Source organism: Terribacillus sp. JSM ZJ617 (assembly GCF_044383785.1).
In the GTDB taxonomy this organism is placed as follows: Bacteria; Bacillota; Bacilli; order Bacillales; family Amphibacillaceae; genus Terribacillus.
The window spans coordinates 770,441-795,188 of record NZ_JBISEQ010000001.1; the positions used below are offsets into that span (position 1 = coordinate 770,441).

16 protein-coding genes are annotated in these 24,748 nt (G+C 44.1%); 9 read left to right on the forward strand and 7 right to left on the reverse strand.

Annotation, left to right across the window (positions count from 1 at the left end; all coding sequences use genetic code 11):
* Nucleotides 1-55 precede the first annotated feature (55 nt).
* Nucleotides 56-787 (forward strand): WecB/TagA/CpsF family glycosyltransferase, encoded by a 732-nt coding sequence (locus ACH6C1_RS03760; RefSeq protein ID WP_366247747.1) that lies wholly within the window; start codon nucleotides 56-58, stop codon nucleotides 785-787.
* Nucleotides 788-821: 34 nt separating this feature from the next.
* Here the strand turns inward: ACH6C1_RS03760 and tagH are convergent, their stop codons facing one another.
* The 3 genes from tagH to ACH6C1_RS03775 all read right to left on the reverse strand — a co-directional run bounded on the left by tagH (nucleotide 822) and on the right by ACH6C1_RS03775 (nucleotide 4,077).
* The gene (gene tagH, locus ACH6C1_RS03765) at nucleotides 822-1,610 is read right to left on the reverse strand and encodes a teichoic acids export ABC transporter ATP-binding subunit TagH (protein ID WP_095220885.1); all 789 of its coding nucleotides are present in this window, start codon (nucleotides 1,608-1,610) and stop codon (nucleotides 822-824) included.
* A gap of 16 nt (nucleotides 1,611-1,626) precedes the next feature.
* Nucleotides 1,627-2,463, reverse strand: a complete 837-nt coding sequence (locus ACH6C1_RS03770) for an ABC transporter permease (RefSeq protein WP_374074732.1) — start codon at nucleotides 2,461-2,463, stop codon at nucleotides 1,627-1,629.
* A gap of 162 nt (nucleotides 2,464-2,625) precedes the next feature.
* Nucleotides 2,626-4,077: an LCP family protein gene (locus ACH6C1_RS03775; protein ID WP_374074733.1), complete on the reverse strand. Its 1,452-nt coding sequence runs from the start codon at nucleotides 4,075-4,077 to the stop codon at nucleotides 2,626-2,628.
* A 250-nt stretch (nucleotides 4,078-4,327) separates the two neighbouring features.
* Between ACH6C1_RS03775 and ACH6C1_RS03780 the strand changes: the two genes are divergently transcribed.
* The 3 genes from ACH6C1_RS03780 to ACH6C1_RS03790 all read left to right on the forward strand — a co-directional run bounded on the left by ACH6C1_RS03780 (nucleotide 4,328) and on the right by ACH6C1_RS03790 (nucleotide 4,987).
* Nucleotides 4,328-4,555, forward strand: a complete 228-nt coding sequence (locus tag ACH6C1_RS03780) for a DUF1659 domain-containing protein (protein WP_095220882.1) — start codon at nucleotides 4,328-4,330, stop codon at nucleotides 4,553-4,555.
* A 25-nt stretch (nucleotides 4,556-4,580) separates the two neighbouring features.
* On the forward strand, nucleotides 4,581-4,790 hold the full coding sequence (locus ACH6C1_RS03785) for a DUF2922 domain-containing protein (RefSeq protein ID WP_095220881.1): 210 nt from the start codon (nucleotides 4,581-4,583) through the stop codon (nucleotides 4,788-4,790).
* A 62-nt stretch (nucleotides 4,791-4,852) separates the two neighbouring features.
* A complete protein-coding gene (locus ACH6C1_RS03790) occupies nucleotides 4,853-4,987 on the forward strand; it encodes a YvrJ family protein (protein ID WP_095220880.1) in 135 nt (44 codons plus the stop codon).
* Nucleotides 4,988-5,005: 18 nt separating this feature from the next.
* On the opposite strand, the gene ACH6C1_RS03795 is transcribed toward ACH6C1_RS03790, so the two are convergent.
* Both ACH6C1_RS03795 and ACH6C1_RS03800 read right to left on the reverse strand, forming a co-directional pair.
* Complete coding sequence (locus tag ACH6C1_RS03795; protein ID WP_374074736.1) at nucleotides 5,006-8,008, reverse strand: ATP-binding protein; 3,003 nt, start codon at nucleotides 8,006-8,008, stop codon at nucleotides 5,006-5,008.
* A 13-nt stretch (nucleotides 8,009-8,021) separates the two neighbouring features.
* Nucleotides 8,022-9,143, reverse strand: coding sequence for a response regulator (locus ACH6C1_RS03800; RefSeq protein WP_374074738.1), 1,122 nt, complete (start codon nucleotides 9,141-9,143; stop codon nucleotides 8,022-8,024).
* A 216-nt stretch (nucleotides 9,144-9,359) separates the two neighbouring features.
* Here ACH6C1_RS03800 and ACH6C1_RS03805 point away from each other — a divergent pair, with 216 nt between their 5' ends.
* The 5 genes from ACH6C1_RS03805 (at nucleotide 9,360) to ACH6C1_RS03825 (ending at nucleotide 23,554) form a co-directional block, all read left to right on the forward strand.
* Nucleotides 9,360-17,771: a SpaA isopeptide-forming pilin-related protein gene (locus ACH6C1_RS03805; protein ID WP_374074740.1), complete on the forward strand. Its 8,412-nt coding sequence runs from the start codon at nucleotides 9,360-9,362 to the stop codon at nucleotides 17,769-17,771.
* A 1-nt stretch (nucleotide 17,772) separates the two neighbouring features.
* Nucleotides 17,773-18,360 carry a class D sortase gene (locus tag ACH6C1_RS03810; protein WP_374074742.1) on the forward strand — a complete coding sequence of 196 codons (588 nt, stop codon included), beginning with the start codon at nucleotides 17,773-17,775 and terminating at the stop codon, nucleotides 18,358-18,360.
* A 469-nt stretch (nucleotides 18,361-18,829) separates the two neighbouring features.
* Nucleotides 18,830-20,869 (forward strand): choice-of-anchor I family protein, encoded by a 2,040-nt coding sequence (locus ACH6C1_RS03815; protein ID WP_374074744.1) that lies wholly within the window; start codon nucleotides 18,830-18,832, stop codon nucleotides 20,867-20,869.
* 108 nt (nucleotides 20,870-20,977) lie between these two features.
* A complete protein-coding gene (locus ACH6C1_RS03820; protein ID WP_374074746.1) occupies nucleotides 20,978-21,904 on the forward strand; it encodes an AEC family transporter in 927 nt (308 codons plus the stop codon).
* A gap of 354 nt (nucleotides 21,905-22,258) precedes the next feature.
* Nucleotides 22,259-23,554 (forward strand): CitMHS family transporter, encoded by a 1,296-nt coding sequence (locus tag ACH6C1_RS03825; RefSeq protein WP_095220874.1) that lies wholly within the window; start codon nucleotides 22,259-22,261, stop codon nucleotides 23,552-23,554.
* Nucleotides 23,555-23,615: 61 nt separating this feature from the next.
* Here ACH6C1_RS03825 and ACH6C1_RS03830 read toward each other — a convergent pair whose 3' ends face one another.
* Both ACH6C1_RS03830 and ACH6C1_RS03835 read right to left on the reverse strand, forming a co-directional pair.
* Entirely contained in the window at nucleotides 23,616-23,816 is a 201-nt protein-coding gene (locus ACH6C1_RS03830; protein ID WP_095220873.1) for a DUF2536 family protein, read from the reverse strand.
* Between the two features lie 41 nt (nucleotides 23,817-23,857).
* Nucleotides 23,858-24,739 (reverse strand): GNAT family N-acetyltransferase, encoded by an 882-nt coding sequence (locus ACH6C1_RS03835; RefSeq protein ID WP_374074748.1) that lies wholly within the window; start codon nucleotides 24,737-24,739, stop codon nucleotides 23,858-23,860.
* Between the last annotated feature and the right edge of the window lie 9 nt (nucleotides 24,740-24,748).

Genomic DNA, 24,748 nt, shown 5'->3' on the forward strand with positions numbered 1-24,748 from the left:
TCTATCATACGAAGATTCCTACCTGATGGTTTGATCTTGAAAGGTTGTTACAAGTGTGTCAAATCAAGAAATCGTAGAAATAATGGATATTCCTTTTAATAAATTAACGCAAAAAGAACTATTGCAGCAGCATCTTTATCCACGGATCAACGCTGGCGAAAGTACGTATATCGTAACGGCTAACCCGGAGATTGTCATGCAGACAAGAGTGGATGCTGTTTATAAACAAAGTGTCAAAAGTGCTGACTATATAATACCGGACGGTGCAGGGGTCGTCATTGCCTCTAAAATACTTGGTAACCCAATTGAAGAACGCGTGACTGGCTTCGATCTTATGTTCAAGCTGCTCAGCTATGCCGAAAAGCATAACCTTAGCTGCTACTTCCTTGGAGCGAAACAGGAAGCGAACGAACGAGCGGTAAACCGTGTGCGATCTCAGTATCCCGGTATCCGCATTGCCGGAAGCCACCATGGATATTTTAACGCAGATGCAGAAGCTGCAGTTGCAGAGCAAGCAGCTGCAACTAAACCAGATCTTATCTTTGTTGCAATGGGGTTCCCGAGACAAGAGAACTTCATCGCTGCTCATAAGCATCTATTCGAAAAAGGTGTATTCATGGGTGTCGGCGGTGTATTCGACATATTAGCCGGAGAAATGAAGCGTGCACCTCGTGCATGGATAAAACTGAATTTGGAATGGCTTTACCGCTTGATTAAGCAGCCGTTCCGGTGGAAACGGATCCTTAAAGCATTTGAATTTATGTTCCGCGTCCTTATACGCAAATAAAAAGACAGAAAGGCGAGTAGCCTCTCTGTCTTTTTTAATTCCCTGCACCTGCGATGGCGCGCTCACGATATGCTTCTTTTTCTTCCTTCGACATCTTCTTGTATTCGTTAAGAAATTGGTCGTATCTCGGGATGACTTCATGAATAGAGCCATACTCCCGTACTTGTCCAAATTCCAGCCAAAGGATTTTATCGCAGAACTGCTTCATTTGTCCAAGCGAGTGGCTGACGAAAATCATCGTCTTGCCTTTATCCTTGAATTCATGCATCTTGGCAAGACTCTTCTCAGCGAATGCCTTATCACCTACGGATAACGCTTCATCGATAATCAAGATTTCCGGATCGATATTAACAGAGATAGAGAACCCAAGGCGTGATTTCATTCCGCTCGAGTAATTTTTAACTGGCTGGTCGATGAACTTCTCCAGCTCAGCAAATTCGATGATTTTCGGTTCAAGCTCGGCGATTTCCTTCTTGTTAAGTCCAAGCATCAAACATTTCAATTCAATGTTCTGTCTGCCCGTTAAATCACCCTTCAAACCAGCGGAAACAGCGATCAAAGCTGCATCGCCATTCAAGGTAACTGAGCCCGTCGTTTCGGGAACGATGCCAGCTATGATATTCGACAATGTAGATTTACCGGAACCGTTGATACCGATAAATCCGACAACATCACCTTTTTCAGCCGTAAAGCTTACATTGCGCAATGCGTAAAAATCTTCCCCGTATTCCTTCGGGAAAATGATGTCCTTAATACGATCTGAGCTTTTGCTATACAATTTATATTTTTTGCTTACATTTTCAACAATGATTGATTTATCCATAAAAATCCCTTTCTAATTAGAGAAAGTCGATAAAGTGTCTTCTGAAACGGATGTGTAAGGCAGCACCAATCATGAAGATGATTGCAGTGACTACCCAGAAGTAGATTGTATAATCCCATGATGTTATAAAGTACCAGCCATTTTGTCCCATCAATGATGCGCGGTAACCCTCTACCAGATAGTATAGTGGATTTAACTTCATCAGTATTTTCAGAAAGTCTGGCAAGCCTTGGGATACCCATAGAATTGGTGTCAAATACAGAACCATACGCAGGGTAGCTTGTAAAAGAAGCTGAATATCCCTTATAAGAGTCGTCAATGTTGTCATGAGCAGCACGAATGCATACGTAAACGCAAATGTCGCAACCATAAAGTATGGTAGCTGCAGCATATAGATACTAACCGGATAACCGGTCACTTGCATTAGAATTATTGTCAAAACTACGAGTATCAAATGCGGATAGAATTTAGAGAAGATCGTGATATTTGGAATCACGCTCATCGGGAAATTCATCTTGGATAACAATCGCAGTCTGGAATAGATTGATTTTGCGCCTTGAGTTGCAGCGGGCTGGAAAAACATCCAGATAATCAAACCGGAAACAAGCCAAGGGAAGAACTGCAAATCAGGTTCTCCAGGAGTTGGATTCGGAATCGTTCGTCCTTCACCACCGCTAATCAAGTAACCGAATACGAGCCAATAGATTGCGATTTGAATGACAGGGCTGATAATCTCCCACGCCAATCCTAGATAGTTTGCATTATTGTTATTCCTAAGTTCATAAAGCGATATGCGTCTAATGAGATTAAAATGCTTGAATTGTTCTTTTAGAACAGTAATTGCTGATTTCATAAAAAAGTCCTTCCTGCTAGGATGTTCTTTTGTTCAGACCTCTTAAATTATACTAGCAACAACAATAGAAAACAATTTTAATTTACACTGTCTTTACAATGGCGAAAGCTAATCTGACAAAAGGAACTGCCACCCAAAAGAGGGGTGGCAGTTTTGTTTGGGTTATGGTGTTGTAGTACTTCCTGTCGAGCCGACCGACGTGCTGTCGTTTGTTGTGGTACCTGTTGTATCTTCATAGGTTGAACCGCTAGTTGAATTGCTGGACGTACTGTCAGTGCTAGAGCTGCCTGTATCATAGCTTGAAGTCCCGCTTGATTCTGTACTGCTGTCTGTTGATCCGCTAGTTCCGGTACTGTTATCAGTGGTTCCAGTAGACCCAGTACTGCTGTCAGATGTACCAGTGCCTCCTGTTGTTCCAGTACTGCTGTCAGATGTACCAGTGCCTCCTGTTGCTCCAGTACTGCTGTCAGATGTACCAGTGCTTCCTGTTGCTCCAGTACTGCTGTCTGTGGTACCAGCTTCTCCAGTTCCGCTGCTAGTAGAACCAGTAGAGTCAGTAGTTCCAGAGCTATCATCGTAAACTCCGCTTCCATCCGTTTCCACGCTATCTGTGTCTACTTCCTCAGACAGGCCGAGATGTTTACGAAGCTGTGTCTGTACATCTGCCAGTGAAGCTGGGTCGACTTGATAGTACCAAATGCCGTCAGATAGCTTACCGCCGGTTCCGTCCAAATTCAATGTGTTAATCGTCAGGTCATTGCTTGTTCCGTAAGAGATGAAACTCTTGATCTGATCGAATGTAAGACTTGTACTTAGGTTGTCGCCTACATCCTGAATCAATGCATCATATTTGAATACTGATCCAGCTGATGATGCTTTGGTGATCATCGCCTTGATGATTTCCTGCTGGCGTTTCCCTCTTTCAATATCATTGTCGTAATGACGGGTACGGGCAAGCGCTAGTGCTTCTTCCCCATTAAGCTCCTGTAATCCTTCTTCCAGATGGATAGCATCTTTTTGATCCTTTGAGTTCTGTTCATATAGCTCATAAGGAACTTCCACCTCGATACCGCCTAGTGTATCGATGATGTCCATGAAGGCATTGAAGTTGATTTCTGCATAATAGTCGACTGGGACGTTGAGGAAATTCTCAACGGTTTCCACACTAGCCTGGGCACCGCCATAAGCGTGTGCGTGGGTGATTTTTGTCTGGCGATCGACTTCCGGTACATACACGTAAGAGTCACGCGGGATACTCAAAAGATCAACGCTATGCTCTTTCTTATTGAAAGTAGCAAGGATCATCGCATCGGAGCGGGAATTACCTTCATCGCGTGTGTCACTGTCGTCCACTCCCATGAATAGAATCGAAATATTATCCTCGACGGGGTCGACTGCTTCATCCCGTAATGCTGATTTATCCCGTGTATCTGCGACATGGGCATTGTCAATGGCACTGGCTGCGGAGGTCCATAAATGAGCAGCATACGCTGCTCCGCCTGCTCCAAGGATTAAAACGGGGATAAGGAGCAGCATCAAAATTCGTTTTTTATTTACTTTTTTCTTCACTATTCGCCTGGGAGGCTGGGATTGGTAAGGTGACCTTCTTCTCATGATTAAACTCCTTTATTTACTGATGTATCTGTATGTTTATTCATTAATTTTGCTGGTAAAGTCTACCTGTTAGCAGAACATGCTAACCTTAATTGTACTATGAAACAGCAGCAACGTAAAATTACTATTATATTACAAGCCTATCCCGCTCGTGACTGGGCTGAGGCTGTACCCTTGATCATTTTTCTAAACTTTTTCTACACTTTTTTGGGCCATGCTCCGATTATAGCTGTGAAAGAAGGGGAGAAACATGGCAGTCATAGCAACCCATAATAAAACACGTCTCAGCATCGTTTTATACGACGGTGTAGATCCTGACACAGGCAAAGACAAATACAAAACAAAATCTTTTAACAACATCAGACTCGATGCAACACCGGATGAGCTGCAGGCTTTCGCCAATGCATTGGTACCATTGCAGCAGCGCAATCTGTACGCAGTGGAGAAGAACGATCACTCCATCCTGCGTGAAACTTAATTCGACAAAAAAGGAGGAATAAAGCATGAAGAAGCTTGATCTGCAGTTTTTAAATGAAGCTGGCAAGACTGTAACCATCAGTTTGGAGCAGCCGGTGGAACCATTCGACGAGACAGCAATCAATCAGGCGATGGATGCGATTCTCGCACAGAATGTCATCGCATCGAGCGGCGGAGCGCTTGTCTCTAAAAAAGCAGCCCGTATCGTCGATCGTACTGTACAGGAAGTATTCTAACCTTAAAGGAGTGCAGCCGCTGCGTGCTGCACTCCTTTTTAATAAGAAAGGGGGCGTAGCTGATGGATCCATGGCTTGCGATCATAAAGGAATTCGGGTTTCCGGCAGCTGTCACATTTTATTTGATGCACCGGATCGAAAACAAGCTGAATACACTGATTGCTTCCATCCATAGTCTGCCTGAGAAGCTGAAATGAAGAAGAAGACCAGCTTCCTTAGGGATTACTGGTCTTCTTCTTTTCTTCTATTATAGGGATGCTGATTTGTATCGTGGTGCCTAATCCTTCTTCGCTGCAAAGTATCAGCCCGCAGCCGTTGAGCTTTTGCAGTCGGGAATGGGTATTGATCAAGCCGATGCTATCTCTGTGGCCAGCAGATATATTCAACCGCCGCTGTTTATCGGGAGTGATACCAATGCCGTCATCTTTAATTCGAATAAAGGCATTATCTCCTTTTCTAAATAGTTGTATCAGAACGGTGCCACCATCTTCTTTTGGCTGTAAGCCATGAAGAATTGCATTTTCAACCAAGGGCTGCAGCGTCAGGGGAGGAATACTGAATTTGACTTCAGATTCGATTTCCCAGTTAACTTGCAGCTTTTCACCAAATCGTTCCTTTTGGATATATAAATAAGATCGTACCAAATCCAATTCCTTTTCGATGGGGATACTGCTGGACAGGTTCTTTCCATTGAAGCTTGCCTGCAAGTAGCTGCCGAACTCCTGAAGCAGCCGCAGCATCCGGTCATTATCAATCGCACTTAATGCTCCGATTGTATTCAATGTATTAAATAGGAAATGCGGGTGAATCTGAGCCTGCAGCCAGGCAGCTTCCATGCTGAGTCGATCTTCGATGGAGCTTTTTAGCTCCAGCAGTGATTTGATACGTATTTTCATCTCGACCATATCCACTGGTTTGGTAACGTACTCATTGGCACCTGCTTGAAAACCTGCATATACATCCTCAGGCTGTGAGCGCGCAGTCAGCAATAAAACAGGTAATTCTGTAAGGTTGTAGCGGCTGCGCACTATTTTCGTTAATTGGAAACCTGATATCTCAGGCATCATCACATCAATAATCAACAAATCCCATCTGTCTGTATCCAATTGCCGGAAAAAATCATGCGGTGATGCAGTTGTTTTGATCTGGTAGCCTTCTGTTTTCAGTGCTTGTTTTAAGATCTTTAAGTTCACGGGATCATCATCTATTGCAAGTATGCGATAGCCGCTGTCTGCTTGAAGATGCGGTTCGGCAAACTGCTCTGAAGCGGCAGATTCGACGCGTGCCATTGCCTCTGCTTTGTATTCTTCCGGACAGTCCGCTTCGAGTGGCAAACTGAGAGTAAAAACCGAACCTTTTCCATGAACTGATTCTGCAGACAAAGAACCCCCATGCAGCTCGGCCAGCTGTCTGCTGATACTAAGCCCCAGACCGATACCTTCGCTTTCAGAAATGGAATTTTCTCCTTTTTCATACGGGCTGAAAATCCTTGCCTGCGTCTGGGCATCCATTCCGATTCCAGTATCCATTATCTTAACAAAGAGATTGGACTCATCCGCTGAAACTTCAATGGTTATGTTACCTTCCGATGTAAACTTTAAAGCATTATGCAGTATATTAGTCACGATTTGCGTGACGCGTTGTTCATCTGCATGTATGTAAGGAAGGCCTTGCGGCAGTCGCATATGGATCTTTACATCCTTCTCATCTGCCATAAAACGAAGCATATCGACTGTTCCGACCAGGATAGGTTCAATGGACATAGCAGAAGGTTGGAGTCGGATTTTATTGATCCTCATCTGATCGACATCAATCAAGTCATTTATAAGATAAGACATCTTCCGACTGAGTGTTTTCGCAAGTTCAAGCTGATATCTGCTGTGATCTGTCAGCTTATTTTCCTGTTTCAGTACGCTTTGGACCATATTCATCATTCCATGCAATGGTGTGCGCAGCTCGTGAGATGTATTTGCTAAGAATTGGTCCTTCCGTCTCTGCTCCGCTTCCAGCTGTTTAATGTATTGCTCGTTCTCAGTTTCTGTCTGGAAAAAGCGCAGGAACCAAAAGCTGCAGAAGCATACCAATGCAACTGTTATATCGAAAGGATAAAAGCCAGCCTTGATAGCAGCTCGCACCGTATCCCCGATAGGGAGAAAACTTACAATGATAGACCAGACAACATGAGAGATAACAGCAGCACCTGCAAAGAACAATGGCAAAGCTTTCTCGCCGCTGAGAAGAACAGTCCGGAATAAAATCAAGAATATGATGGAGAAAGCTACTACCAAAGAAATAGCGATGCCGATAACATACCGAACGAATTCAATCGGTGCTGCAAGGATATAAATCAAATAGGCAATAAAAAGGACATAAAGGATTTTAAATGGCCACCTGTAAGCTGCTTTTGTATAGGTGAAGATGACAAAAAGCAAAAAGAAAAAGCTTAAGCCAATATAACTGAAATAAACCATTCGAACATACCACTCGTGACTCAGCGGCATGACGTAGCCCAGTGTATTGTAATCGGAAGCTACAACAGCTATGCTCGCCAATAAAGCTGCAATGGAAAAAAAGAAAGTACCAGTTTTTTTTGGTTTCATTATGTAAAGTACAAATGCATATATTGCGTGGATAAATATAATGGCGCCAACGAAAAACTGGAGCAGGCCTGCTTGATATGTCTCCTTTTGAATTTGCTGGGACGAGCCGAATCTAACGTTAATCAATGATCGTGCCCGCTTATTACCGTGGAATTCATCAAAGGTGAGTTTGACTTTGAGTTGACCATTCTCATCTGCACGCAGATCTGTAATGGAAACCGGAGTGGGAGGTCCTTTTTCGAAGTCTGTTGTTTGGTAAACGAGCTGATCATTGGCATATACCGAGAAATTAGAATAAAGCGATCGGACGGAAAGGGCATATCGGCCAACTTGCTCACCGGTTTGTATCGTTATTTCATAAGTTCCTGCAGCTTTTGCTTCCATATATTTCGGAAGCGGTGTATAGAGGGGGTTATCAGCATTGATTAGCTGTTTCCACTCGCCATTCAATGCTATAGAGTGACTGTTTGAAAAATCAACTTGGCGTGCATCCAGCTGTCCATCGATTGCCTCAGGCTGAACTTCAGGTATCTGGGTGTGATACCAGATCACTCTTCCTAACGTCAAGACAATTGCAAAAGTTAAAATAATCATCATTTTAATGCTGCGTCTCATCATGTCCTCCTGCTAGTTAGGCCTGCATATGCCGCTTTCTCCACGATTCATACCAATCCATCAGTTCTGCCTCTGGAGCAATATCAAATTCTTCATCCAGCATCTGCTTTAAGCGTTCATAGTGACTGACAACTTCTCCGGTTTCCCCAAAGCTATCGTATAGATGCATGAGACGTATATAACTGTGTGCAATATACGGATAATCCGATTGCATACGCAAGTAAAGGGAAGTAGCATCTTCCAATATGTTCTGCTCCTCTAAGAATAAGCCGACCTGTGCTGCGGTTTTATACCAAATCTCTCTCAGCTGCCTTTGCTCTGATTCTGCCCAGGCGTAAGTCTCTGCAGAGAAATAATCCCCTTTGTATTGTCGCAGCAGCAGTCTCTGATAAGTGGTTAGAGAATGTTCAGTTAGTTCCGGTAAATGGGTTATTTGATTCCGCCATTCCATAACATCCACTTCAGCATCTCCCAGGTGTAGCTGATAGCACTGATTGGCGCTGCTCAATGACAGGCCTGGAAGCGATGCAGCCAAGGTCTTCCGGATAACATAGATCGTGGAATACAGCTGCGTAAAAGCCTTCTCTGGCTCCTTATCTTTCCAGAACTCTTCAATCAATACATCTTTGCGTATCGGCTTTCCTGCATGATGAAGCAGATAGCAAAATACCTCCTTCGCTTTTGATGTTCTCCATTGTACAGGCAATGTCTCACCATTCTGACGAAATTGTAATGTTGGCATACAGTTTATCTGTATAGGTGCATGAGATGTATTTTTCTGTCCGTCCGTATACAAGCGCTGGATCGTCTTCCGTAATCTGTCTTTCTGAATTGGCTTCACAATATAATCCAGTGCATTTAATTCAAATGCCTGAACGGCATATTCATGAAAGCCGGTTACAAATACAATTGGTAAATTTGGCTGTTCTTCTTGTATGACTGCCGCAAGTTCGACGCCATTTACAGAGCCGATCTTTATATCTAGAAAAAGAAGTTCAGGTTTCTTTTCTTTAATTTTTTCGGTTATTCCACGAGATGTTTGATAAGCACCGACAATCTTAAATTCTCCAATGCTATGTAATTGTGTTTCGAGAAATTGCAGCGCTAACGGCTCATCGTCTACGAGCATCACTTTCATACTATAGCCTCCTGCATAAAGTCATCTAGCTAGTATTATAACAATCAGTTGTGGGAAATCAGCCTTTATTTGGAAGAATTATTGCCTTTCGACAATATTTGCAGGTCTTTTATCACTCCTTTTTGGATAAAATGTACAGTTTTTGTTCAGAAGCCTTTGCTAATGTGAGGAAGTCTGAGCAGTACCCGATAAAAAATTGTAGAGGAGAACGAGAGAGTGATAAGAAAGATTCCTGTAATGATGCTTATTGCCATCCTGCTTATGCAAACTGTGTTGTCCGGTTCACTTGGAACCGCACAAGTTTTTGCAGAAGGAAATGATCCGGAAGCTTTTGAGGCGGTAATCGAAGTAACTGATGGAGAAGACAACACTATCAGTTCTGATAATCGTCTAGACAGAAACGCACAGCTGAAACTGAAAGTGAATTGGAACAAAAACCAGCACACATCAGATCATACATACAAGATTACACTACCAGACCAACTTGACTTTACATCAATTGAATCAACAACTCTGCTTAATGTAGAAGAAGCCGAAGTCGGAATTTATGAACTGAAAGATGGGGTATTATCTTTCCAATTTACGAATGAAGAACAAGAGCCTGCAAGCGGGGAGCTGGAGGTAACAGCACAGGTTGTTCAGACCCTTCAAGCCAGCGAGGAACAAGAGACGAACTTAACATTCTACGTTGAAAATAAAGAACAGATAATTCCGCTATTTTTGAATCCAGCAGCTGAGAAAGAACCGCTGCCGGAGGAAGAGCCTTCAGAGGAACCACAAGGAGATGAGCTTCCAGCTGAACCAGTGAAGGAAGAGGAGCAGCCTGTGGAAGAAGAAAAAGCAGCGGAAGAAGCTGCAGCTGGCAAGACAGAGGAAACAGATGAGCCTGTGAAAGAAGAGACTGAGGACACAGATCAAGAGCAGGCTGAAGAAAACGCTGAAGTAAAACAGGCAAACAATGAAATTGCAGCCCAAAATCGCCTTACAGGTGAAATAGAAGAGAATATCATCTCAAACATCGTATTAAAGGACAAAGACGGAAACATCATACATGCTGATGAAAACCCGGATAATCAGCCTGCTTTAGGGGATGAAGTTACCATTGATATGGATTGGGCCTTGCAAAATGGCCATTCATACGGAGCGGGATCGACTTTTACTTTCTCTTTGCCAGCCTACTTTAAGCTTTATAACGATGTAGATGGCCAGCTTCAATTTGGGAGTGAAAGTGTCGGAACTTATAAGATGAGCATGGATGGTACGGTTGTCATGACCTTCAATGACAATATTACTAAGCTATCCAATGTAAAAGGTACATTGCATTTCTGGACAGAGTTCCATGAAAGAACTGAAGGAAGTATCGAACAGGAAATCATTTTTACGATCAAAGAAGAAGATGTAGCGGTAATCCCAGTTAAATTCCAGCCGAAGCCTGGAAATGCAATTGATAAATCCGGGAAGACAGATCGCGGCTATAACGCAAAAGAAATTACTTGGACAGTTGATTTCAATAAACAGCTGAAGACTATCGAAGATGCTGTTCTGAAGGACCCGCTTCAAGCCAATCAACAGCTGCAGCCTGATTCTATCAAGGTGTATAAGCTGGATGTTCAGCTGGATGGCAGTGTGAAGCAAGGGGAAGAGGTAAGTCCTTCCGCCTATACGGTCCAAGAGGAACCTTTCCAGATCAATTTCGGTCAGCTTAAAGATGCTTACCGTGTGGAGTTCATGACAGATATTACGGATGCTGAAGGTACGAGATATGAGAATACAGCATTCCTAGCAGGTTCGAACACCGAAGAATTGTCTGCAAAGGCTTCTGTCAGTGTGAGCCGGGGTAAACCGCTTGCGAAACGCAGTATCGCTTATGATGCCGCAAAGCAAACAATCACATGGGAAATTCAATACAACTACAATGAAAAAAACATTCAGCAGCAAGACGCTGTATTGCAAGACTTATTCGATGCTAGCCACTTACTGATCCGTGACTCATTGAATGTCGAAAAAATCACGATTGGTGAAAATGGACAGGAAACAGGGGCCGAACCGTATACGAACTATCAAGTAGATGAACAGCCTGCTGCGGATGGAAAGCGCGGATTCCAGCTCCAATTTAAAGAAGATATCCAGAACGCTTACAAGATAACGTATCAGACAAAAGCTGATGGCCGGGTTATGGATGACGGCCGCATCAACAATAGTGTGGTAGTCGGAGAAAACACTAGTGAAACGGGTCAAGGAGTCAGTCAGCAAGTACTTTCCAAGGGCTACTCCAATGTTAACTATAAGGATAAAACGAATAACTGGACCATTGATTTCAATAAAGATTCCCATAAGATGACAGATGTTTTTATTACAGACACGTACCCGAACAAGGGACTGACGATGAAAGAGGATACGTTTAAGATAGTAGATCGTGCTACTAGTGAAACAGTATCCGAAAACGATTATGAACTTGTCGTATCAGCAGACGGATTTACGATCAAATTCAAAAACGAGATCAAGACACCGTATCGCATTACCTATACTACTGCATTTAATTACGACCAGCTTGGAGAACAAAAACAATTCCGAAACCATGTCCAGCTTGATTGGAAAGATGAATCAGGCAATGACCAGACCAAAGAAGCGGCAGCAGGATTCAATCCGGATAACTACACAGTAAACAACGGATTCAAGAACGGTTCTTATAATGCTGTTTCAAAAGAAATCACATGGAATGTCGGAGTCAACTATGACTTGAAGGACTTGGATAATATTGTTGTGACAGATTACATCCAAGGCAAGCAAAACTTAGTTGATGGCTCATTGAAGGTGTATGAAGTAGAGCTGACTGGCGGCAATAATGGTGTCAGAAAAGGTGCAGAGCTGCAAGAAGGCACAGATTATAATCTGGAAACTGTTAAGAATGATAAGAATGAACCTGGTTTTAAGGTGCACATTCTTAAAGATAACAGTAAAGCATATTGGATCGAATACAAAACCAGCCTTGCTGGGGAGCTGATTGTCAATCGTTACGATAACACCGCTACGCTGACGAGTGATGGCAAAGAACCGATCAATTTGAACGCGCAGGTTTCCGTTGCGAATGGCGGCAGCTATAACGTAAAGGATGGCACCCAAAACGGAAACGTAATCAATTGGAAGATTGACATCAATAAAGGGCAATCACATGTATCGAAAGCGAAAGTGACAGATGAACAGCAAGCCAACCAAATCCTTTTAGAAGACAGCTTCAAGCTATATGAAACGAATGTTGCGCAAAATGGCGGTCTTTCAAAAGGAGAGGAAGTGTCGAAAGAGGCTTATAAGCTCGATATCATGACAGCTGATGATGGCAGCCAGACGTTTGAGTTATCGTTCCTGGATGATATTGATCGTGCTTATATCCTGGAATACCAATCGTATATCAATGCCGCAAACGGTGAGTCGGTCAGCAACAAAGCAACCTTCTCCGGTGAAAATATCACAACGGAAACAGTCGAATCTGGCAAGACAATCATTGTCCACAAAAGCGGGGGCAGTGGTACTGGCTCGGGAGAATACGGCAGCTTGGAAGTGTCCAAAGTGGATGCAGAGACAGGCGAGGCATTAGCTGGTGCAACATTCACGTTGTACGACAGTGAAGGAAAGATCGCAATCCGTACAGTGACAACAGGCGAAGACGGAAAAGCGTTATTCAAGAATCTGCTGTATGACGATTATCTTCTGAAAGAAGATAAAGCGCCAGTTGGCTATGTGGTGGGCATCCAGGATACAAAAAAAGTTACTGTGGATGGCGACACAAAAACGATTATTCAAAACAAAGAAATCACACGAGATGTGAAACTGACGAAATATGATAGTGAAACGAGAGAGAAGCTTCAAGGAGCAGTTTTCGCATTGGAGCAGCAAGTGGATGGGGAATGGAAACAAATCCAGGAGAACTTGACAACAGATGAAGATGGAACGATTTCGGTAACAGATTTAGATGCTGGCAATTACCGTTTTATGGAGACAGAGGCACCGGATCTATACGAATTAAATAAAGATCCTGTTTACTTTGAAATCAAATCCGACCAGACAACTGTGACGACTGTCACAAAAGACAATGCAGTCAAAAAGGGCAGTGTGAAACTGCAGAAGGTCGATGAAGCAGGCAACCCATTGCAGGGTGCAGTCTTCACTTTGAAAGACGCCGCAGGCAAAGTCGTTAAAGATAATCTTACAAGCGATGAAAATGGTTTGGTGGAAGTAAAGGATTTGCGACCAGGCAAATATGCAATCGTGGAAACGAAAGCACCGGAATTCTACCAGCTGGACACAGCAGTGCATGAGTTTGAAATTAATCCAGCTAAACAGGCTGAAATTGATCTTGGTAAAATTCAAAATAAGCTAGTCACTGGCGCTATTCAACTGACAAAGGTAGATAGGGACCAGAAGGAGACATTGCTTGCAGGAGCTGTGTTTGAATTGCAAACAGCGGACGGCAAGACGCTGAAAGAAGGCCTGACAACAAATGAAGCTGGTGTACTCGTTGTCGATCAGCTTGCACCTGGTGACTATCAGTTGGTCGAAACAATAGCACCAAAGGATTATCAACTTGATCAGACACCAATAGCCTTCACAATCGAGAAAAGCAATGAAGCAACGGTTCAGGTAGAGCGTGAAATGAGCAACAAGCTTTTGCCAGGAGAAGTCATTTTGACAAAGGTAGATGATAGAGATAATTCCCTTCTAGCTGATGCAGAGTTTTCGCTTTATAAAGAAAATGGAGAGCTCATCCATGAAGGATTAAAGACTGATGCAGAAGGAAAGCTGACTGTTTCCGATTTGCAGCCAGGCAGCTATTATTTCCAAGAAACGAAAGCACCGGTGAATTATGAGTTGAATGGAGAAAGACTTCCATTTACGATCGAGCGCAGTCAAGCGGAAGCTGCCCAGGTCAGAGCGGAGAATACACTTACTCCAGGAGCAGTTTCTTTGGTCAAGGTAGATGAAGATGATCAGAATCTTCGTCTGGCAGGCGCAGAGTACAAACTGCAAGATGCGAGTGGCGAGATTGTGAAAGATAATCTTGTTACGAACGAAGAAGGAAGAATTGTTGTTGAAGATCTTGCTCCAGGAACTTATTATTTCGTGGAGACAAAAGCACCGGAACATTACCAGCTGGACGAAACACCAATTGAGGTGAAAGTGGCAAAGGGACAGCAAGAAGCTGCTGTTGTCACTGCTACGAATACGCTTATTCCAGGAAGTGTGGTACTGGAGAAGATGGATAGTGCCGATCACAGCATTACGCTGGAAGGTGCTTCCTTCAAGCTGGTGAACAGTAAGGGCGATGTTGTGGAAGAAAGATTGGTAACGGATAAAGACGGACGTATCACAGTCGACAACTTGAAGCCAGGCGAGTACCAGTTCATTGAAATCGATGCACCAAAAGATTATGAGCTGGATGCAGAACCAATAAAATTCACTGTTGAAAAGAGCCAGAAAGAAGCGCTCGTGATTCAACAGACGAACACGCTGAAGCCAGGCGAGGTCGAACTGACGAAGGTCAATAAACACAATACAGGCGAAACATTAGCTGGTGCAGAATATGCTCTGAAGGATGCATCAGGCAATGTTGTGAAAGAAAATCTAGTGACTGATGAAAACGGCAAAATTGCTGTATCTGGTCTAGCGCCAGGAAAATATCAATTTGTAGAAGTGAAAGCGCCAGAGCACTTTGTTTTGGATGCAACGCCAATCACATTCGAAATTGCGCGCAGCCAAGAGAAAGCAGTATCTGTATCAGCTGTCAACGAGTTGAAAAGAGGCGCTGTTGAGATCACTAAAGTCGGCGAAGACAATTTGGAAAAAGGTCTGGAAGGCGCAGAATACGAGCTTCGGACAAAAGCTGGAGACGTCGTTGCAACAGGCAAAACGGATGAGACAGGAAAAATTCAATTCGAAGATCTGCTTCCTGGCGATTATGAGATTGTCGAAACAAAAGCGCCATTTGGTTATGAGTTGAATGCGGATCCAATCCCTGTAACAGTAGATCGCAGCCAAGAACAGCTGCTTGCAGTGCAGCAAGTGGACGAATTGACAACAGGTTCTGTTTTATTGAAGAAAGTCGACAGCAAAGAGAATACGATAGGCCTTACCGGAGCGGTATTCGAATTGCAGGATGAAACAGGCAAGACGATTAAAGAAGGACTAACAACCAATGAAAATGGCGAACTATCCATCACAGATTTAAAACCGGGTGATTATCAGCTGATCGAAACCCAAGCACCGACAGATTATAAGTTGGACGGTACACCAATCATTTTCACAATCGAAAAAGGACAGCAAGTCATCCCGACTGTGGAGGTGGAAAATACACTGACACCTGGTGCTGTATCTTTGATCAAATTGGATAAAGATAATGAAAATGTGCCACTCTCTGGAGCAGAATACAAGCTAGTTGATGATACTGGGGCAACTGTCCAGGAAAACTTGGTCACTGATCAAAATGGACGTATCATTGTTACAGATCTTGCACCAGGTAAGTATCAATTCATTGAAACGAAAGCACCGGAAAATTACGTGCTGGATGCAACACCAATTGATGTGGAAGTTACACGGAGTCAGAAGGAAGCTGCTGTAGTATACGCAGAAAACGAGCTGATTCCTGGAAGTGTTGTGTTAGAAAAGAAAGACAGCGTGGATGAATCTATTACACTGGCCGACGCAGAATTCAAGCTGGTGGACAACAAAGGCAGCGTTGTGGCAGAGAAACTGAAGACAGATGAAAACGGCAGAATAGTAGTGGAAAATCTCAAACCTGGTGCATACCAGTTCGTTGAAACCAAAGCACCAGCAGATTATGTGCTAGATGACAAACCGATAGACTTCGAGATTGCGAAGAGTCAGAAAGAGCCATTACTCATTACAGCAAAGAATACACTCATCCCTGGCGGAGTGGAATTGACGAAAGTCAACGTGCATGACAATAGCGAAAAACTTGGGGGAGCTGTATTTGACCTGCAAGATCAGGATGGCAATGTCATCGAAAAGAATTTGACGACAGATGAAGCTGGTAAGATAACAATCGACGGTCTGGCACCGGGAAGCTATCAATTTGTTGAGACAGAAGCACCGACTGACTTCCTGACAGATAGCACGCCAATTCCGTTCACAATTGAAAGAAGTCAGACAGAAAAAGTAACAGTTACAGCAGAGAATGATCTGAAAAAAGGATCATTGGAAATTTATAAAGTTGACAGTGAGGATGAAACAGTTGGGTTAGAGGGAGCTTCATTCGACCTGTTGACAGCTGCTGGAGAAAAAATAGCTTCCGGTAAGACGGATAAAGAAGGAAAGCTGCAATTTAGTGATCTAGTTCCTGGTGATTATATTATCAAGGAAACAGAAGCGCCATTCGGCTATGACTTGGATCCGACACCGAAACAGGTCACAATTGAACGCAGCCAGCAAGAAACTGCCGTGATTCAGCTGGACAATCAACTTTCAACAGGAGCAGTTCACCTGGAGAAAGTGGACAGCAAGGATAACAACATCAGATTAGCGGGAGCTGTATTCCGTTTGCTGGATAGCAATGGAGAAACACTGCAGGAAGGTCTGACAACGAATATCGATGGGCTTCTGACAATAACAAATCTGAAGCCGGGAGATTACCAGCTAATCGAAACCAGTGCTCCAGAAAATTATGTGCTGGATGAAACACCGATAAACTTCACAATTGAAAAAGGGCAGCAAACACCACTGGCAGTAGCAGCGGAAAATACGCTTCAGCCAGGCATTGTGTCGCTTGTTAAAGTAGATAAGGACAATCCGGAAACTCATCTTGCTGATGCGGAATTCCGTTTGTTGGATGAAAAGGGTAATGTAGTGAAAGACCATTTGCACACCGACAGCGAAGGACGCATCATAGTCGAAGATCTTGCACCAGGTTCTTACACATTCGTTGAAACGAAGGCACCTGTCGGGTATGAGCTGGATACTACACCTATCGAAGTGACTGTAGAAAAAGGTCAAAAAGAAGCTGCAGTTGTCACAGCAGTAAACGAATTGACGCCAGGAACAGCTGTATTGGAGAAAGTCGATGCAGATGATAGTACTGAGAAACTAAAAGGCGCTGTTTTCAAACTAGTAAATGACAAAGGCGAAACAATTCAAGAAGACCTAGTTACTGACGAAGCTGGTCAAATAACGATTAACGATCTGAAGCCAGGAAACTATCAATTCGTTGAAACAAAGGCTCCGGCTGGATATCAGCTAGATGATAAGTCTATTGCATTTACAGTTGAAAAAGCGCAAGTGGAAGCAGTAGTTGTTACGGTGACAAATACACGCGAACAAACACCAGAGAATCCTGAGGAACCAGAAGAGCCTAACACGCCGGAGCAGCCAGCAAATGGTGATACACCAAATGGATCCGATAAAGATCCTGCTCCAGGAAACACTACTGTTCCTGCAGCAGGTGACGGAAAAGGTGCAAAACCAACTGCTAATAACCAAAATGGACTGCCAGCAAGTTTGCCGCAGACTGGCGAGCAGCTCCTATCATTGATACTGATGGCTGGTATCATATCGTTCGGTGTTGGAGGGTTGTTCATTTGGAACGCATTCCGAACACAGACAGTAAGAAAGAGGCAGTAGGATGAAAAAAGGGAAACTGATAGCAGGGGTTGTGTTTCTTTTGCTAGGAGTGGCGCTAGTTGCCACTCCCCTCTCTATAGAAAAAATGCATGCGAAAGAAGTAAGTGAATTAGAAAAAGCATTCGCCAGTATTGAGGCAGGAGACGTACCGCAAGCAGGGGGAGAGCAAGGTCAAAAGTGGTCGGAGGATGAATTAGCGAATATGATGAAGCTCGAAATTCCATCAATCGAATTAGAGCAATATGTGCTTAATGAGACAACTGATGAGAATTTAGCTGCAGCGCTGACGCAAATTAAGACGGATCAGAATCCTGCTAAGGACAATTTCTCGATAGCTGGCCATCGTGGATACCGCGGCGATCGTTTCTTCAGACAGTTGCCTGAGGTGAAGGCAGGAGCAGAAATTAAACTTCAGGATAAGGATGCGACCTATATCTACGAAGTAGACAGTGTAAAGATTGTTGAGCCTAACAATATCGCGATACTGGAAAATACAGATGAACCAGAGATTACGTTAGTTACATGTACGCTCTCAGGAAAACAGCGAGTTGCTGTAACTGGTAAATTAATAGATGTACAAAAGAGCTGATGATGTGCTTCACTTTGGAAGATCTCGCTACCAGTGGATTTACAACAACTTCATAGGAATATTGGTAAACATCTAAAGAAGAGCAGATACAAACCGATAATGATATAAGAAAACCCTGCTGTTGCTGAAGAAAGGATGGACCAATGATCCTGAAAGAAAACGACTTTTTTGTTGGTTTGTGGAATGCCATTCTGGTATCTGGATTGTTCTATGCTTGTCTATTGTCCATGTATTTTCTGTTTACTAGATAATGTGCAGGCGATGATTTACCATCAAACGATAGTATCTTTAAAGCGTTGGGGACGTTGAGGGATACGGTGAATGAAACTTGAAGGCTGCCATGAAATGGCAGTCTTCTTTTTTGTCCTGCAACATTACAAGAACTTCATACACTTTTAACAGGAACTTCACGCCACTAAGCTATCATGACTATCATACATATTCTAATGATAGAGTTGGGGTGGCGAAGGTGAAGAGTTGGAAGAAGTGGACGGCTATGTCGCTGGCGGCGGCTAGTTTAGCATTGCCTGCTGTCGGGCATGCAGAAGAGCTGAAGGTATACAACAGAGGTCAAGCGCAAGCACTTCAAGTAGAACAGATTGGCCGCTATAACAGCGGCAGCGGTATTGGTGAAGGCGGTACAGAGATTGTAGCGTACGATGCTAATTCAAAACGTGCCTTTTCAGTGAATGGTGCTGCGAGAGCTCTGGATATTCTCGATTTGAATGGATTGAAGGATGGGAATGGAGAGATTCCGCTTCTGAAACGGGTGTCTCTGGAATCGTTTGGGGTAAGTGCTTCCGATGTGACTAGCGTAGCTATCCACCCGGAAGGTGATTATATTGCGGTGTCGGTACCTAGTGAGGTCAAGACCGATCCAGGTCATGTCGTCTTGCTAGATACAGACGGGAACAAGCTTGCTAGTGTCGAGGTCGGAGCTTTGCCGGATATGGTTACTTTCACCCACGACGGCACAAAGGTGCTTGTTGCCAATGAGGGGGAGCCTTCCGATGATTACACAGTCAATCCAGAGGGCTCGGTTAGCATTATTAATGTAGGAAGTGGGTTGGACAACCTTACAGCGGAATCAGCCAATTTTACGGATGACATCGTCGATTCGGATGTCCGTAAAGTGAATCCAGATCCGGAAAACGCAACGTATGCTGAAAACCTGGAGCCGGAATACATAACTGTAGACAAGGACAACCGTTATGCTTATGTCGCTATTCAGGAGAGCAATGCCATCGCAAAGCTTGACTTGCAGTCGAACAGCTTCACAACGGTGAAGAGTTTAGGATACAAGGATTTCTCCAAAGAGGGCGTGGAACTTGATCCATCCAATAAAGATGAGGGTATCCAAATCGGCAATTGGCCGGTGCTCAGTATGTATATGCCGGATGGGATGACAGCTTTCCAATCAGGTGGCAAGACGTATCTCATTACTGCCAATGAAGGTGATGCCCAGGACTGGGAAGGCTTTTCAGAGGAAGTGCGGGTAGGGGATCTGGCAGCAGAGGATGCTTATGCATTGAATGCGGATTTATATCAAGGATACACACAGGAGCAGCTTGATCAGCTTGTGCAGGATGGGCTGTTTGAAGATGAAAAGCTTGGCCGTTTGAACACAAGTATTGTGGCACCGAAAAATGCAGAGGGTAAATATGAAGCAGTTTACGGATTCGGCGGGCGCAGCTTCTCGATCTGGGATGCAGATTCACTGCAGCAAGTATACGATAGCGGTGCTGATTTTGAGAAAATAACAGCTGAAGCAAATCCAGAGTATTTCAATACGACCAACGACGAAGACAAGCTGGATAACCGCAGTGACGACAAAGGACCGGAACCAGAAACAGTCATTACTGGAGACATAGATGGCAAAACATATGCATTCATCGGTCTGGAGCGGACAGGCGGTATCATGGCTTATGACGTGACAAATCCAGCCAGCCCGGCGTTCTCAACGTATTTCTCCAGCCGGAACTTCCAAGGAGATGAAGCAGCTGTGGATAGTGCAAGCGGCGATGTGGCACCGGAAGGGCTGACATACATACCGGCAGAAGAAAGTCCGACTGGCCAGACACTGCTATTAGCGGCACATGAAGTGTCAGGAACAATTGCTGCCTACGCACTTGGGGAGAAGCCTGAAACACAGCCAGAACCTGTGCCGGAAGAAGAGCCTGAACAGCCTGTAACAGAACCGAATGAGCCGGAGAAGGAAGAACCAGCGGAAGAGACAACTGCACCGGTAAATGAGGAACCAAAGCAGGAGACAGAAAAAGTAGAAGAAGAAACTGAAACGGTAACGGAAACTACAACGACAGATCCAGCAACTGATGAGAAGGATAGTGGACAGACAGCTGCTTCTGCAAAATCAGATACGGATGATGCAGAAGGACAGCCATTGCCGAATACAAGTACGAATGTATTCAATTGGCTGCTGGGCGGGGTTGCCCTAGTGGCAGCAGGTGTCATATTCTTTGGCATCAATAAGCTTCGAAAGCGTGCATAGCCGTGACAGCCACCAACAAGGTGGCTGTTTTTTTGATTGCTTCCTATAGAGTTTTGAAAATGTTAGCAGTATAATGAGCCTGTATACGCTTACAAAAGGAGGGAGCACATGGCTGTATTATCATTAATTTTCCTGGAAGTAATTGCGCCTTTATTAATTTTGCTGGCTGTTGGTGTTATCCTGCAGCGAAAATTTTCATTACAGCTTGGGACCTTGTCCAAGCTGCTGACGTATTGCTTCCTTCCTGTGAATGGTTTTATCAATATGTATCAAAGCAGTATGCCGCTTTCGGTGTTCGGTCAAATCATTTTATTCCTGCTGCTGTTCACAGTGTTTTCCGTCGGTTTTACAGAGATTACGAGCAGGCTGTTCAAGCTTGAAAGAGGAGTGGCTGCCACCTATAAGAACAGCGTGGTGCTCATGAACTCGGGGAACTACGGTATTCCAGTCAGTCAGCTTGTTTTTCAGTCAAATCCGCTAGGGGTATCCATTCAGCTGATTGTCATGGTGTACCAGAATCTGCTCACCTTTACATATGGGCTTTACAATATGGTGAGTGTCAAAAGCCAAGGAAATGCTATATTGAAGGAGCTTGTTCGGCTACCGATGATTTATGCTATCATTCTAGGGATTCTTTGCGCATCATTCCATGTGGACATTCCGACTTTTATATGGAATCCTATCACTTCAATCGCTGATGCTTTCCTAGCTGTTGCCTTAATCACGCTTGGAGCCCAGGTAGCACAGATTCAGCTGAAGCGTCCGCATGTTGTGCTTTATATGAGTACGATAGCTCGCCTGTTGATCGGACCTGCTGCAGCCTTGGGTATCATTTTCCTGCTTGGTCTGGACGGAACTGTCGCACAGTCACTGTTCATTGCCAGCTCATTCCCGACTTCCCGGAACAGTTCGATATTCGCACTGGAGTATAATAACAATCCGGATTTAGCGGCGCAGACTGTCCTGGTGACGACAATTTTGAGCAGCATTACTGTTACCATCGTAGTGTATTTGGCCGGCATCCTATTTGGATAGAGCATATATTTTAATAGAAGCAGCTAAAAGTTATAGAGTGCAGGATGCAATAGGTTTATTAAAATTGGAAATTCGGCAAGGTTATTTAGTATAACTCATTATATGTATAAGTGTTATACAGTATATAGGGTGACTTGCGTTTATAATGATGTAAACATAGGGTATTCTACCCGATTTTAAGTAAGAAAAGCTTTCGCAGAGCCATTTCAACTTCTCTGCCTACTTTTCTTACTTAAAAAAGTAACAAAACTGTTGAAAATATATTTGGAAGCGCATACAATAGTTGTAATATATTATTCAACGCTGCTTAGGATTTGGGGGAATTGTTTCAGGAGACGATGAGGGGGATTTAGCATGTTAGCAATAATGGGATTCTTGATGGTCTTTCTATTCATGTATTTGATTATGACGAAAAAGCTATCTGCGCTCATTGCGCTGATGATCATCCCGGCTATATTTGCAGTTCTGACCGGGCATGCAGGTGACTTAGGGGAAATGTCACTGCAAGGTATCACAGATTTAGCACCAACTGGAATCATGCTATTATTCGCGATTCTATATTTCGGGATCATGATTGATGCAGGTTTATTCGATCCAGTCGTCGGCCGTATTTTGAAAGCGGTTAAAGGAGATCCGACGAAGATCGTTATGGGTACGGCTGCTCTTGCACTTGTCGTGTCCTTGGATGGAGATGGAACGACAAGCTATATGATTACTGTATCTGCGTTCTTCCCGCTGTACCAGCGCCTGAAAATGAATCCGCTTATATTGCCTGCCATCGCCGTCATGTGTGTAAGTTTGACGAACATGGTGCCGTGGGGCGGACCGACAGCGCGTGCTGCTGCAGCCCTTAATGTTGATGTAGGCGATGTATTCGTTCCGCTAATCCCTACTATGATCGGCGGAGCAATCTGGATTTTCTTCACTGCCTTCATCATGGGACGCAGGGAAAAGAAACGTCTTGGTGTTGTTACATTCGATGATGCAGAGCAGCGCATCCTGCAGCAGCAGGCTGCCACAGTCGATGCATCACTGAAACGTCCGAAGCTATTGTGGGTCAACTTTGCATTGACTGCACTTTTGATGTTCGGTTTGATCAAGGGTATCATGCCGCTGCCGGTATTGTTCATGCTTGCATTTGCCGCTGCTATCACAATCAACTATCCGAACCTGAAGCAGCAAAAAGAGCGTATTGCTGATCACGCTGGAAACGTACTTGCCGTCGTATCGCTTGTATTCGCAGCTGGTATTTTCACTGGTATCCTATCAGGAACTGAAATGGTAGATGCTATGGCATCCAGCCTTATTTCCATCATTCCTGATTCATGGGGGCCTGCTTTCAGTATCATCGTTGCAGTCACAAGTATTCCATTCACATTCTTCATGTCCAATGATGCCTATTACTTTGGTGTTGTTCCGATCCTGGCAGAAGCAGCAGCTAACTATGGCTTCTCTGCAGCGGAAATTGCACGTGCATCCTTGCTTGGACAGCCTGTCCATTTACTCAGCCCGCTCGTTCCGGCTACATACTTGCTCGTCGGAATGTCGAAGGTAGACTTCGGAGAATTCCAGCGATTCACCATTCTCTGGGCAACCGGAACAGCATTTGCTGTAATTGCGGTAGCGATTGTTACGGGTATTATCTTCTAGGAATATAAAAATACCGTCCGGAATGGACGGTATTTTAGTGTGAAGTTTTAATGTGGTTTCTTCACTTTGATTTAAAATGAGCAACAGCACTAAAAAACCGTCTGCCATTCTCATCTACGTGCATGTTATGCGCTACATGGTGAAGCTCAAGCAGAATTGCTTTGTTGTGCTGAATCTGTTCATTGATTTTCTTTTCTAATGTAGACAAGTCATGTGCTTCGAAAAATTCGACCTTGTCTTTCAGCATTTCTAAATCTAGCATTGCTTTTCGTTCCTTTCTATTACAGCTTTCTTCCCATTATATTATGCGTGGGACAATTCGGGAAACTGGAAATCTGCGGGCAGCAGCTCCGGTTTGTTTACAAAGAGTGTATCTCGTTCCGTGTGCGTGTGAGAGAGAGGCTCCAAGTCCGGAAAAGTCGGTGTGAAATGAAAGATGACCTCGGTTATCCCTGGCTGGGAGACGTAATCTGCAATCTGCCGCCAGACAAGCCGTGTTTGACTGATCACTTCATACAGATGCATTTTCTGCCCAATCTTTTTATAAAGCAGCAGGGCTGCAGGCTCCAATAGCTCAATAATCTCTATTTCTGGATCATATAATGTGTGGAAGCCAAGAATGTGCTGAGCGTCTGACACATCGAGAATGGTGGATTGCGGATGGCGTTTGCCATAGCGATCAAGCAGCACAACCATGTCCTGTGGGTTGACAGCTGGCTTCAGCTTCCGATAATCCGGCACCGGGCGCGGCTCAGAAGATACCGGAATGGAAAATAATTTTTCCTGCACAGCAGTGAAACCGAGTTTTTCGTAGAAGTTTTCCACTCCTGGACGGGAAAACAGATAGATGAGATCACTGTCCGTTTCGTATTGCTGCATAACACGCTGCAGCAGCTGGGTAGCCAGTCCTTGGTTCTGGTAGCCTGGGTCAGTCATGACGGTTCCGATCTGAACCGCCTTAGTCTTCTGCTGGTTGATATGTACTGTGAGCGCGCTTACAGAAACATTCGCCACAATTTGTTTGTCATCAGCGAAGGCATGGGTATGATAGCGTTCGTTCCACAAGCCGCTTTTATATAATAATTCAAAATCAAAGCCGAAAGTTTTTCTGGCTAGTTTATTAAAACTTTTACGTAAATCGCGTTCATGCGCAAATGCAGTTACTGCTTGCAGAGCAGTCATCATGCATCCCCC